13 protein-coding genes are annotated in these 13970 nt (G+C 35.2%); 1 reads left to right on the top strand and 12 read right to left on the bottom strand.

Features of this window, described 5'->3' with window-relative positions; all coding sequences use genetic code 11:
• Nucleotides 1–12: 12 nt before the first annotated feature.
• The 7 genes from HBB17_RS05485 to HBB17_RS05455 form a co-directional block, all read right to left on the bottom strand.
• On the bottom strand, nucleotides 13–924 hold the full coding sequence (locus HBB17_RS05485) for a carbohydrate ABC transporter permease (protein WP_167956459.1): 912 nt from the start codon (nucleotides 922–924) through the stop codon (nucleotides 13–15).
• Between the two features lie 18 nt (nucleotides 925–942).
• The gene (locus HBB17_RS05480; RefSeq protein WP_238483679.1) at nucleotides 943–1896 is read right to left on the bottom strand and encodes an ABC transporter permease; all 954 of its coding nucleotides are present in this window, start codon (nucleotides 1894–1896) and stop codon (nucleotides 943–945) included.
• Between the two features lie 79 nt (nucleotides 1897–1975).
• A complete protein-coding gene (locus tag HBB17_RS05475; RefSeq protein ID WP_238483678.1) occupies nucleotides 1976–3667 on the bottom strand; it encodes a type 2 periplasmic-binding domain-containing protein in 1692 nt (563 codons plus the stop codon).
• A gap of 105 nt (nucleotides 3668–3772) precedes the next feature.
• The gene (locus HBB17_RS05470; RefSeq protein ID WP_167956457.1) at nucleotides 3773–5359 is read right to left on the bottom strand and encodes a response regulator transcription factor; all 1587 of its coding nucleotides are present in this window, start codon (nucleotides 5357–5359) and stop codon (nucleotides 3773–3775) included.
• Nucleotides 5337–7151, bottom strand: coding sequence for a sensor histidine kinase (locus HBB17_RS05465; RefSeq protein ID WP_167956455.1), 1815 nt, complete (start codon nucleotides 7149–7151; stop codon nucleotides 5337–5339). Before HBB17_RS05465 ends, HBB17_RS05470 begins: the two co-directional genes overlap by 23 nt.
• A 375-nt stretch (nucleotides 7152–7526) precedes the next feature.
• Nucleotides 7527–8399: a damage-control phosphatase ARMT1 family protein gene (locus tag HBB17_RS05460; RefSeq protein ID WP_167956453.1), complete on the bottom strand. Its 873-nt coding sequence runs from the start codon at nucleotides 8397–8399 to the stop codon at nucleotides 7527–7529.
• Between the two features lie 139 nt (nucleotides 8400–8538).
• Entirely contained in the window at nucleotides 8539–8931 is a 393-nt protein-coding gene (locus HBB17_RS05455) for a bacteriohemerythrin (RefSeq protein ID WP_167956451.1), read from the bottom strand.
• Nucleotides 8932–9446: 515 nt separating this feature from the next.
• Here HBB17_RS05455 and pnuC point away from each other — a divergent pair.
• Nucleotides 9447–10181, top strand: a complete 735-nt coding sequence (gene pnuC, locus HBB17_RS05450; RefSeq protein WP_167956449.1) for a nicotinamide riboside transporter PnuC — start codon at nucleotides 9447–9449, stop codon at nucleotides 10179–10181.
• Nucleotides 10182–10194: 13 nt separating this feature from the next.
• Here pnuC and HBB17_RS05445 read toward each other — a convergent pair whose 3' ends face one another.
• The 5 genes from HBB17_RS05445 to HBB17_RS05425 all read right to left on the bottom strand — a co-directional run bounded on the left by HBB17_RS05445 (nucleotide 10195) and on the right by HBB17_RS05425 (nucleotide 13958).
• Nucleotides 10195–10554: a DUF3783 domain-containing protein gene (locus HBB17_RS05445; RefSeq protein ID WP_167956447.1), complete on the bottom strand. Its 360-nt coding sequence runs from the start codon at nucleotides 10552–10554 to the stop codon at nucleotides 10195–10197.
• 195 nt (nucleotides 10555–10749) lie between these two features.
• Nucleotides 10750–11037 (bottom strand): DUF2325 domain-containing protein, encoded by a 288-nt coding sequence (locus tag HBB17_RS05440; RefSeq protein WP_167956445.1) that lies wholly within the window; start codon nucleotides 11035–11037, stop codon nucleotides 10750–10752.
• A 26-nt stretch (nucleotides 11038–11063) separates the two neighbouring features.
• Entirely contained in the window at nucleotides 11064–11498 is a 435-nt protein-coding gene (locus HBB17_RS05435; RefSeq protein WP_167956443.1) for a flavodoxin, read from the bottom strand.
• Between the two features lie 62 nt (nucleotides 11499–11560).
• The gene (locus tag HBB17_RS05430; RefSeq protein ID WP_167956441.1) at nucleotides 11561–12184 is read right to left on the bottom strand and encodes a DUF3793 family protein; all 624 of its coding nucleotides are present in this window, start codon (nucleotides 12182–12184) and stop codon (nucleotides 11561–11563) included.
• A 388-nt stretch (nucleotides 12185–12572) separates the two neighbouring features.
• Nucleotides 12573–13958, bottom strand: a complete 1386-nt coding sequence (locus tag HBB17_RS05425; RefSeq protein WP_167956439.1) for an MATE family efflux transporter — start codon at nucleotides 13956–13958, stop codon at nucleotides 12573–12575.
• Nucleotides 13959–13970 lie beyond the last annotated feature (12 nt).

Genomic DNA, 13970 nt, shown 5'->3' with positions numbered 1-13970 from the left:
GTTATAGGAATATCATTCTTTAACACCACCGATCGTCAATCCACTAACAAAATATCTTTGTAAGAACGGATATAAACAAACGATTGGTATTGCAGTTACGATCGTCGTTGCTGCACGGACTGACATTGGAGTTACCATCGATCCGGTGTTCTTTAGAGCATCTACGTTACCACTTTGACTACTTACCGATGATAACAATTTCATTAATTCATATTGTAAGGTGGTCAGATTCTCATTAAAGGAATTATACAGCATTGCATCAAACCAGGAATTCCACTGTCCAACTGCAATGAATAAAGCAACCGTCGCTAATACAGGTTTACAAAGTGGAAGCATAATTTGCATAAAGATTCGCATATGCCCTGCACCATCCACCTCTGCCGATTCAGCCAAGCTATCAGGTATACCATTCATAAAGGTACGGATCACGATCATATTAAATGCACTTACCATACCTGGGACGATATACACCCAAAAGGAGTTCAGCAATCCAAGATTCTTAATCAACAGGTATCCTGGAATCAGGCCTGCATTGACATACATGGTCAATACATAGATGATTGTTAGGAATTTCCGTAATACAAATTCTTTTCGGCTAACAATATATGCCAACATTGCTGTAACAAATAATTGTGTTATCGTTCCGATTACAGTTCTTGCAATCGTGACCATTGTAGCGATCCTTAAGGAATCCTTTCGTAAAACAGTCAGGTAATTTTGCATAGAAAACTTCCGTGGTAAGAGATAGATTCCTCCTTTGATGGTATCAAGACCATCATTAAAGGATACCGCCAATGTATTAACTACTGGGTATAACGTTACGATCACAAATACAATTAGAATCAACCATTTTATTACGTCAAAAAGTATACTACCAAAGCTCATTTTATAATGTGGTGCATGTCTCTTTTCTTGTCTTTCCATATGGCTCTCCTCCCTTCCTTAGAATAGTTGTTCTTCGCCAGCTGCCTTTGCCGCTTTGTTGGCTATTACGATCAAAAGTATACTAATCACGCTCTTAAAGATACCTGCTGCTGTTGCCAAAGAAAAGTTGTTCATACTAATACCATATTTCAAAACATAGATATCAATGGTTTGAGATACTTTTTGAATCAAGCCATTTCCTAATATGTACTGAACTTCAAAGCCAGCATTCAAGATATTACCGATATTCATAATTAACAAGATGAAGATTGTTGACTTTAATCCTGGTAAAACAATATGACGAATCTTTTGTAATCGATTAGCACCATCAATGGACGCCGCTTCATATAGCTCTGGACTAATTGCTGTAATCGCAGACAGATAGATGATACTGTTCCAGCCTGTTTCCTTCCATATATTCGAAATACCAACAATTCCCCAGAAATACTTAGCCTCAGCAAAGAAGTTGATCGGAGCATCGATTATATTCATTTTTAATAGCAATTGATTAATGATACCTGTTTCAGGAGATAGCACATCAACAATAATTCCACACACAATAATCCACGACAAAAAATGTGGTAGATATGATATCGTTTGAACCAGTTTCTTCCCAAACATACTTTTTACTTCATTTAACAAGATTGCAAGCCCAATTGCTGTAATAAAACCTAATATCAAATTAATTAAACTCATACACAATGTATTTCTAAGAACTCTGAGAAACGTTTCATCTTGAAATAATAAACGGAATTGAAATAACCCAGCCCATTCTTGTTTTAGCAATGCCTTACCTGGACGGTATTTTTGAAATGCCATAAGCCATCCACTTAGAGGAAGATAATTAAAGATAAATACATAGATTATAAATGGTATGGACATGAATACTAATGTTTTTTGCTTCTTAATTTTTTTACTAAATTGATTTTTTTTAAGCGGTGTTGCTGATGCAATAGCAGTTTCGGTCTTCATATGCATTCGTCCTTTCTTATAATTTGTAAAAGGTGTTTGCAGTTTGTCTTGCAAACACCTTTTTACTACTAATTAACCCTTAATTCTTTCCTTCTGCAATGGCAATACGTTCTGCTACTGCTTCTGACAATGCATCTTCAAAAACTTTATAATTCGTATCATTATGGTATTTATCCATGTATTTTGTCCATGTACTTTCAAAATCACTGGTTGATGCCATAATTACCTTCGGTAACCATTCTCTCTTTACTTCTTCCATCTTCTGTGCAGCGATAGCAGCTTCTGAGCTTGATTCCCATGTATTCTTTGCAGAATAAATTGGATACCATGGTCCAATATCTTCGGTGTAGTCTAAAAAGTCAGTCCATTTTTCGTATCCGTATGCGTCCAATACCTTTTTATCGTACTCTGATAAACCTTCACGAAATTCACTTGGCTGTTCTGCTGGACTCACCGCATTCTTACCGTCAAATAATAATCCAGAAGAATAATTTGGTAAATAACTGTAGATGGTGGATGCTAGGTTTTGGTTAACCCAGTCCGCATCCTTTGCATTCTCTCTCTGTTCTTCTGTACGATAGAACATTCCGTCATCATCTACCATGTAATCTACGCCTTCTTCCCCCCAAGTACGCATTGTAATCACTTCAGGGTCAAGTAAATCATTCAGGAATTGTAAAGCACCATCAACATCCTTACAAGCGGTTGTAATTGCTATACCATCTCCTACATTCAATGAAGCTGGTGTAAAATACTTCGTAGCAACACCTTCTTCTATGGTTAAATCAAGAGGCACATATGTGCAATCATCTTTTCCCTGGCTTACCAAAGATGTCACAGCATCATTAAACTGCCAACCTTGATCAACCATTCCAAGCACACGACCGGAAGATAATTTCGCTATATATTGGTCATATGACATGGTAAATGTTTCTGGATCAATTATTCCTGCATTATACATTTCATTCAGTTTCGTATAAAATGCTTTCGCTTCTGGAATATCATCATAATTCTTTGCTTTTTTTGTTACTGGATCAACAATAGCCGCTCCATCGTTTGGGTAACCAGCCAAGAACTGAGATACATTCTCTAAACAGAACCATCTCCAGTCATCACAAAGAATTTCATAACCGATGTTTTCTTGTCCATCCGCATCCGTTGGATTTGCTGCTAGATACGATTGGATCAAATCAAAATACTGGTCTAATGTTTTAACATCTGGCCAATTTGCCCATTCTAAAACTCTCTTTTGTATCCAAAATGCTTCATCGTTCTGTTTTACGATCATGGATTCCCCATTGGATTTACCAAAGATCGGTATGTAATAGATATGTCCGTCACATGCACCTTCCACCATGTTCCATTCTTCAGTAGAACGGAAATTCTTCAAGTTCGGATAATTATCTAATTTGTCTTTTAAGTCAATTAAAGCACCTGCTGCTACAAGATCAGGAGTTGCATTTGATCCAACGATCATATCTGGATATTCATTACCAGCAATCATAACTCCAACTCTTTCCTTATCGGTTTGACCAGTAAGCCAAGTTACTTTTGCCTTTGCACCTATCTTCTCTGTAATCTTCTGATACATTCTGTTATCATCGGGAACTTCTTTTCCCGCAGTTGCCACAAACAACGAATACTCTCTGATTTTCTGTCCATCCGCTGTTGTTGTTTTACTGTCCTTCTTCTTACTACAGCCAGTAAAACACATTGCTAACATCGTTGTCGCCATAATAACAGATACTACTTTTCCCCACTTTTTCACCATGACTACCTCCTTAATAGTTTTAAGAACACCCCTATCATACCATCCGGTCAAGCAGGAAACACCCACATAAAATTTAGTTATTTTTAGAAATAAGGATAAAGATATTTAATTTGTGGGGATATGCTCATTCCTTACTCTTAATCGATATTGATGTGGTGTAGTGCCTTTTATACTAACAAATTTACTAATGAAATAATCAACCTTTTGATATCCTACACGTTCTGCAATGGCATATACACGTTCATTTGTCTGTAATAAAAGCTCTGCTGCTTTTACTATACGTACCGTATTCAAATAATCCTTAAAGGATTTTCCTATCTCTTTCTTAAAGATCTGTCCAAGATAGACACTACTAATATAATATTTTTTACCAAGATCCTTTAGCGTAATGTTATCCGCATAACGCTCATCGATCTCCTTCGTAATTTTCGAGAGTATATTCGCGGAAGGACAGTTCTTCAATTGATAGAGATATTCAGAAAGGTCGCTTATTACATGGATAAATGCCTCCATATCCCCACAATAAGAGATATCTTCTAACAATGTGTCATTGAGATAATCCAAAAGCTCTGTCTGTTCCGAAGAACCTAATAGATTCTGTGAGACATCAACTAGGTTGTAGAGGATATAGCGTATATTAAGCTGTATAAGATTCGGTTCAACCAACCCTTCCTTTAATTCCTTATAGATATCTTTAATTACAGGTATAATCTTCTCTGTTTCATGTTCCTTTACATAACGTGTTAATCGTTCAATCTTTTCATAGGATACGGTATGCTTTGTGGATTCCTTCGCTTTCAAATCATCAAAATAGATGATCTGGTCTTTTTCATCGGTCATACATTGGTTCACCGTTGCTTTGATAGCCGTTTTGAAACTGTCCATTAAGTCTTCTAGATGTGGAACTTGTATGCCTGCATAGAATCGATACGTTTTTCCTTCGTCTGTAACACAGATCGAATAGATTTCCTCTATGATCTGCGTATCTTTCTTCTTTTGATTTCTTGCATACACGAGCAATCCAATGTCATAAGTTGTTCCATTGATTTTTTTCCCATCTGTTATATAGAATGTTTTCTCCTCTTCTTTGGATTTTAGAAGTTCCGTTAAATGTGCTCTCGCATTCCATTTTTTGTTGGCAGCTTTCTTCTCCTCCATTCTTATCAGTATATATCGCATAGAAATGAATTTTCCAAAGTACTCTTTTAGAAGTCCAATACTAGCATCACTATATAATCCACCAAGCAATCCATCTATTGAATTCTTAATCTGATTTGTACGTAATTGTTGAATCTCTTTTTCATCGAGCTGTTCCTTCAGAATATCCTCTTTCACTTTTTTTAATGTTTGAATTAATTCTTCCTTTTGAATTGGTTTTAATATGTAATCTGATACGCTCTGATTCAGCGCTCGTTTTACATAATCAAAATCACTATATCCGCTAAGAATCACATACTTGGTGATTCCTTTGTTCTTTTTCTTTGCAATTTCGATCAGTTCTAATCCGTTATAGATTGGCATCCGGATATCAGCAATCACCAGATCAAATTTCTTGTTTTCTAACAATTCTAGTGCTTCTTGCCCATTGGAAGCCTCTCCTGTTATTCGAAATCCTTGCTCTTCCCAATTAATCACTACCTTGAGACCTTCACGAATATACGGTTCATCATCAACAATCATTACTGACAGCATTCTGCTCCTCCTTTTCTTCCTCACATGGAAGTACAATATAGACCTCGGTACCTTCGTTTTGTTTGCTTTCAATCTGAAACTCTACATTTCCTTGAAAATATAGGAATAATCGCAGAAAGGAGTTCAATATACCTATATTGTTGCCTTCTCTTACCGTATCAATGGATGCGCGTTGAACCAGTTGCTCAATTTGCTTTAGTCTATTCTCCTCAATGCCTATTCCATTGTCCATAATCTCAATAAAATAATGGACTCCTTCTTTCATGATGATCACATCAATCCTTCCTCCATCACTTTTTTTCTCAATACCATGGATACATGCATTTTCAACAAAGGTCAGTATTCCGAACTTTGGAATATGATATGCCTTACATTCTTCCTGTACATGTATGGAATAATCCATACGGTCTCCAAAACGGTATTTCTGAATCTCCAGATATCCCTTTAAGAATGCGATTTCCTCTCCAACTGTAGTTAAGTCATCCCCCCAACCAATCGTACGCCTCATATGAAGCGCAAGAGTTCCAATGATATTGGCTGTTTCTTCTTCCCCATTTAACAAACTCTTCATGCGGATACTTTCTAATGTATTGAAGATGAAATGCGGATTCACCTGGCTTTGTAATGCCTGCAGTTCCGCTTCTTTCTTGGATATGATCAATTTCTGCCGTTCTGCATTCCCTTTAAGAACAACTTCAATTAATTCCTGAATTCGAAGAACCATCATATTGTAACTATGAATCAAACATCCGATCTCATCTTTCCCTTCATAGCAATCAATCCTTTGGTATTTCCCATCTTTCAATTCTTTTATGTAGTCCTCTGTTATCCGAATTCGATCTTTCAATGACTTTCCAATAATCTTGATTGCTGTACATGGTATCACTAGATTAATAAGAATCGTAAGTCCAAGTAGAACACGATTATCTAGGAAATTATCAAAAAAAGGTTTTTTCTCTGCTATGAGGATAACTTTCCACTCTTGTCCAAAAATGCGCATTGGCTCCTCTACTTGTAATAAATCCGATTTCATAGGTTCATATCGAGAAAAAGGTTTTGCCTCTAAGCGACCATTCCTTGTATCAAATAAAATTTTGCCATCACATACGATCAGGATATCCTGAAAGGATTTCTCATTGAATACCAATCGTTCCATGTCAATATAACTAATATCTACCTTAAGATATTTTCGAATTAAGCCATAATCATTGAATTTAGAAAATATAGAAATTTTCCGACTTGTATATGCATCATAAGGATTTTTGATCACTGGATTACTGTAATAGAATTGTAAACTATTTTCTTCTTTATCTTTCCCTACAACCTCCTCATACCAAGGTTCTTCGACTACGTCGCTTAATGGATAAAACGAACTACTACGTGTGATTGTAGTATTATTGGTGAATATGGAAATCTTATATACCGACTCCGATTGATAATAGTAACTGAAGACATTATCCTGCATCAATTTATAGTATTTCGTATAATATTCCATGCGATCTCCATAGGTCGTATCAAGAAAATTGTTTAGAACTTGATCTTCTTTAAATTGATTTGCCACACTAGTTGCTGCATCGATCATAACAGAAATGTTATATTCCAATCGTTGTTTGGCATTCTTCATTTCTGTTATTCGTTCTAACTCTGCTTTCTTACTAACAATGTAATAAAGCGCACAGTTTGTTGTAACAATAGGGATCAGCACACAACAAATAAATAGGATTACCAACTTATGTGGAATCTTTACATTATCCATTGCCTTACTGATCCATTTAATCCCTTTCCTAACCATGTGTTCCTACCCCCAATATTCTCAAATTTCATTAAGATTTCCTTACACACACTAATCCTTCCAGTATTTAGTTTATTTAGTAAATTAATATAAAGATATTGTAACACATTGCTCTTTTTAAGTAAATTGTATAATTTTTAGCATATAATTTATATTTTTGTTGTACATTATTACTATTTTTACATTTTCAGTATAGGAAACCTTATGTGCGAGTGTGTCTCCCCACCGGAGGATAACATAAAAGGAAAGTCTTTCGACTTTCCTTTTATGTGAAAAAGATACGTTCATGAACTTCATTTCAAATTCATAAACGTATCTTTTCTATTTCTCACTATTATTCATTTATAAAAGGGTGCTTTTCGATACACTCCGCTATTAATCCACTCTCAATCCTTTCTTGCAAACAAGCGATTTTTGTTTTATACCAATATATTCAGATATAACTTTACATTTGACCATCAGTAAATAATAGATGTTCTTATTCATTTGTTCACTAAGGCTCTCGTAATTAGCCTGTCCTTTCGCAATTACGATGTCTGCTTGTTCATATACTTGTCGAAATTCCTCACTGGTTCGTTCCAATACAGTCCCTAGTGATTGGTCCCCATTGCTAATTATCTTCGCATATTGATCCATTCCAACAAAATATGCATCCTCTTCAATAGAGTCATTCACTACTGCTTCTCCACGAACCCCAAAATAAATCGATAGTTCTGGATAAAACTCCTTAATTTTCTTAATCAATATTTTGTCTAAACAGATTTCTCCACAATTATCCCCCAGATACAATAAAACCTTAGCTTTGGATAAATCGTCACGCAGGCTTTGTGTATCATCAACCGTAAGAGATAATTCCGACATTTTATCAAAGTATTGAAGGATATCTTCTTGTGTGTTGTTATGTACAGGATTAAAGTCGATAACATTTCCTACAATGGCATATTTGATTGCTTCTGCCAGAACATCCTCTGCTCCTGTGAGCTTTTCTTCTAATTCCGATTCCATATGTAAGAACATCTCATTGTAGTATCGCCGAATTCCATAATAGGGATCATGATTCCCCACATGTTCTTTCACCAAGGAAAAGATCATACCAATAACTTCAGGATTCGTCTTTTGAAAATCCATATTACTCAATTCCCAGAATACCTTCTTAAACAATTGCTCACAATTTTCTGATTGTGTCATATCAGCCAATTTTACAACTTGATTAACGAGACATGGCAAACATTCATAATTAATTTTCATATACTCCTCTTTCCTCATTCTTTTGTAATTACAAATTACTTATAGATGATCTTTCTATGCTTTCATAGGAAAGCATAATATAATAGTGTAGACTTTTTTATTTTACCATACTATAAGAGTATTTGGGAGTAATGTTTTATTATTGTTGTGCGATCAATACATCATTCTCTAAGATGTGTTCAATTAACCAATCTGTTAGATAATTCAATATATCATCAATCACGTATTCGGTATTCTCATCAATTCCATCAATATCATATGCTTCTAATTTTTCTTTAAAAGCGTTATGCTGTACCTTTTGTGTAAACATTCTCTTATACGATATGGATTCCATATAGGCTTCCTCATCATTAAAATGTTTGATGGTATAATCCTTTAACCTATGTAAAATAGCATGTAATTCATCGTATTTATCAGCGATAAAATCATTATTTTTTAGTTGGTATGCCTCTTCACAAATTTCAAATAACGTTCTATGTTCATTATCAATCATCTCTATTCCAGTAAGATATTCCTCTTTCATTTCGTACATATATTTTCTCCTTTTTATCCATATTTTATAATAGGAATGATTCCTATTTTTATACTTCTATCTTACCTCAAAACCATTTGTACGTCAATATCGAAATGTAAATATTGGAATAATTATTTATGAATCTCTGTAATGATCTTAAGTCTTGTGGTTCATTATGCTTTAGACTTCTTTTCTCAGGTGATTTCTAGGAATTTTCTCTTTCCCATTCTTCCTCTTAGCACAGTACAATTGGGATTGCTAGTAGTATATCAATAGAAGTTATAGGCCTTAACTTTTTATCTTTACAAATAAAGTCTTTACAATCTCAGATTTAGATGGTATATTGAAAAAAGATTGAAATACTGCCACCGGGTAGTTGTGCAAAAAGCACTCCAAACACATCGTTAGGTCTTAGAAGATGTGTCTTGAAGTGCTTTTTTCTGTAATATGCTATTTTCGTTACCAATTCCTAATGGATTCGCACTTGCACGGAAAGGTAGATCTCTTTATTACTATTATTTAAAGGAGTACATATGAACAAATTAACCCCCCTAGTAAAATCATTTCAAAATCTCACGAAATTTGAACGCAGATTGCTCATTTTCTCTCTTACTGTCGTCTTTTTATCTTTTCTATGTTCTAGTCAACGAGATACAGTAACGGTTGTTGCCTCTTTGATCGGTGTTACTGCATTAATCTTTGTTTCCAAAGGCGACGTACTAGGACAGATTTTAACCGTAATCTTTAGCTTACTCTATGCATTGATATCCTTAACATTCCATTACTATGGAGAAATGATCACTTATCTGTTCATGACTACACCAATTGCCATTCTTTCGATCATATCTTGGTTGAGGAATCCCTTTGAGAAAGGAAAATCAGAAGTTACTGTAAATCAGCTAGATTGGAAAGAAATCCTATTCCTACTTTTCCTTAGTGGTACCGTAACTACTATCTTTTATTTTATACTTGTGCATTATCATACGAATAACATCGTCTTTAGTACGATTTCCATTACCACAAGCTTCCTAGCATCCTATCTAATGTTTCGTCGAAGCGCATTCTATGCATTAGCATATGCAGCAAATGATCTTGTACTGATTGTACTTTGGATTCTTGCTTCCATAGAAGATCGCTCCTATATTCCAATGATAATCTGCTTTTTGATGTTCCTGTTAAATGATCTATACGGATTTTTTAACTGGTCTAAGATTCGCCAGAGACAACAAGCATTGAAGAACTCTTTTTTTGAAGTGGAAGAATCTTAGGAGACATCTCTCCTTATAGATTTTCATAGGCTTTGCGCTCCCGTTCCATCTCCATATAGAGTCGCAGGATATTCCACTGCATGTTTTGGGAAGTAATCACTGCCTTGTATGTTACTAAAATCTTATCCAATCGCAACTTTTGAAGCATCGCATTAAAATGTTTATCCGTTAAACCGCAAAATACCATCATACTTTCCGTTGGGGGCTCACCTGTAAAGGATTCTACTTCTTCCTTCGGTAGTACCCCAGCTAATACACCAAGTTTATGATAATATTGCGTTGGAGAAACTTCCTCTACACGTATTCTCATTGCTGATGCAATCTTTTTGATTTGTGCCACCTGCGTAGCTTGAAATAATAATATTTTTTCCATTGAAACCACCATGTCCTTAATAATTTGGCGATTTTGTCCGTTACACAAAACCGTACAGTGAAAGATCTTCTTATATTTCGTTCTTCTTTGTTATGAACAGTATAACAATATAGAGTATTGTATCCTTACTATATTATTATACTGTATTCTACAAATTAAACCAATAGAGAATGCATCTAGAACTTCCTATGCGTTTTACGTGAAAGAAATATGCGATTCTAATATCTCGCCAAGAGCATTGCTGCTACTGGTATGACAACGTATTACGTCTGCATGATTTCTCTCTGCCTCAGCAACAGCACATTTCACCATTTTATGCGATACGGTATTTGTAAATAATACGATTAAATCTGGCTTACCAATCTGTTCTCTAAGATTGCTTGTCATTTGTGTAAAAACCTTTGCTTTGCAATTATAGGATTTACATATTTTCTTATATTGACATACCATACGATCATGTCCACCAATGATTACAATGCTCATTGTTCTTCCTCCAATTCTGTATTTGACTAACGTGTCATTGCTCCAACTATTTTGCCAAGATTTTTGCATGCTTCTAATGTTTCATCATCTGGCGTCTCCTGGCAGATTAATCCTTCTTGAATCAATATAGCACCAGCATTTTGCATTCGTTCTTCCCAATCACGCATCCATTGACCATCTCCCCAACCATATGAGCCAAATAATGCAATACTTTTACCATTAAGATTTGCCTCTAACGAAGTAATGAAAGGTTCCATTTCTCCATCTTCTAATTCCTCTGCTCCCATTGCAGGGCAACCCAAGACGATTACTTGTGCATTCTTTACTTCTTCTAAATCTGCATGTGATACATCAACAACACTTGCCTCTCCATTTCCTTGTTTTACTCCTTGCCCAATTGCTTCTGCCATTGCCTCTGTATTCCCTGTTTGTGACCAATATACAATACTTACTTTACTCATACTTATCTGTCTCCTTTATTTTTTTACTCATTGGGATTCTCTATGCTCCAACGAGGTAATTCTTATATAAAACTTGCTGATTCTACCTTTTCCGTATAATAATATTGCGACAAAATGCTCTGTATTGTTACTCCCTGTGTTAACATTTTTAGAACATTTTCTCTAGCTTGATGGAAAAGTTGAAAGATTTTTAGCGTTTCAGGCAAATTCTCATATACTTTCCAATAACCTGTATATAAGAAATTTTTCCCTTTATTCTGGATAAAACCGATCACATCTTCTACCGGATATCCTAGTAAAATACCTAACTCATGTGGAAATGGTTTAGATTGTTCTTTATAAGCAGTATAACGCCCCCGAAGTTCTACCAATGCAGCATAGAGTTCTACCTTCTTATATCCCAAAATATGCATTAATTCTTGTACTTTTGTTTCAGAAAGATAAGAAACGATCTTCTCTTTATTATATAAAAGATAGGTTGTTTTATCTGCTGACCTGCATATAACAGATATAGAAATCGGTGAATTCTTGAATATATCATAAATCATCTTTCCATATGAATTATGGATAATAAAAAGATTTGACATCTTAATTCCTGTTAAAACAGGTGCACATTGTAATGCAAGTTGTGTTGTAATGTCTTCTTGATTCAAGCTGTAGATCATCTGTAGTAATTCCTGGCTCATAATACCTCCTACTTTCCTATTAGTTAGTTATGTCTAACCTATCTCTATAATAACGAACTTCTTCCTAAAAATCAATCACCTTATTGATCGAAGATTATCAATTACGATCCATTTACCCAGCCATACTTTTAATTAATAATTGTTGAAGGCTCTCATGCTTTCTATACCACACGGAAACGACAGAACAAAGTCAACTTCAGATGACATCTACCTTATATGCGAGTGCGCATTTCCCGGAGGGTTTATATACTAGGAAAGTTAGAGGATTTTCCTAGTATATAAAAAAAGAGCTGAAAGCAAACCACTCATTATGTTCCCATAATAGGTAGTTTCTCTTTCAACTCTTTCTCTATTCATTTTATTTCACTTCTTACTGTTGTAAAGCAATTTATTGCTTTTGTAATCCTTGTTCCAATCGTTTCATATTCTTGAATTCTGAAACTACCATAATCACCGTAATAATAGCTGCTAATAAATCTGCAATTGGTCCAGAATATAAGATTCCATCAATGCCCATTTTCATTGGCAATAAAATTATTAATGGTAATAAGAAAAGGATTTGTCTTGTCAGTGCAAGGAAAATACCTTTATATGGTTTACCAATGGAAGTAAAAAAGGTAGAGGTGATTGGCTGAAGAAAATTCAGTACAGTAAAAAGAAGGAACACACGGAAATAACTAATACCAAATTGATAATAGTTTTCGTCTCCTTTTCCGAATAAGCGAATAATCTCCCTTGGCGCAAGCTGGAAAAGAAGGAAAAAGATTACGGCAATTACACCACCAACAATGGTAGCAAGGCGATATGCTTCCTTCACTCTCTTATATTTTGCTGCTCCATAATTAAATCCTTCAATAGGTTGGGTTCCTTGCGCAATACCAATAATAATCGAAAAGAAAACCATATTAACTTTCGATATAATACCAACACAGGCAAGTGGGATTGCTTCTCCATATACAGACAAAGAACCATAATGTTTTAGGGAATTATTCAATACGATTTGTACTACCATCATAGCAATCTGATTAAAGAAAGATGCGGTACCCAAAGAAATGATACGTCCCGCATATTCCATACGTATACGAAATTGTTCCCTCTTAACCTTGACTGTTTTATAATTTCTCATATAGTTGATCACAAGGCACCCAGAAAAGATCTGGCCAATGATTGTTGCATAAGCAGCACCAGCCATCCCCCAATCAAGTCCGATTACAAAAACTGCATCTAAAATGGTATTAATGATTGCTCCTGATAAATTACAAATCATCGTCATTTTCGGATTTCCATCTGCACGGATCAAATGACCGCCACCAGTTGTTAAGATTAGAAACGGAAACCCAAATGAAGTAATTCTTACATACGTTTTCGCATATTCCAAAATATCATCTGGTGAACCGAAGAATCTGAGCATTGGTGTCAAAAAAATCTGCGTAATCAAAGTAAGAATTAAACCGCTCCCCACTAGGAGTACTACACTATTTCCTACATAATGCGCTGCTTTATCCGGTTCTTTTCTTCCCATTGCTAAATTAAAACTAGAAGCTCCACCTATACCAAAAAGCAAGGCTAATGCTACACAAGAAGTGGAAAGTGGAAATGCAATATTCGTTGCTGCATTTCCATTGGTTCCTACTGCTTGTCCAATAAATAATTGATCGACAATATTGTATAATGCACTAACTAGCATTGCTACGATACTAGGTACTGCAAACTTTACCATTAGTTTTCCAACTGGCGCATGCCCTAATGGATTTTTCAAAGTGTTTTCTTCCATACTTCCTCCGTC

Origin of the sequence: Anaerosporobacter faecicola (genome assembly GCF_012070565.1) — a bacterium.
Lineage (GTDB): Bacteria > Bacillota > Clostridia > Lachnospirales > Lachnospiraceae > Anaerosporobacter > Anaerosporobacter faecicola.
This window is presented reverse-complemented; position numbering and strand designations above follow the sequence as displayed.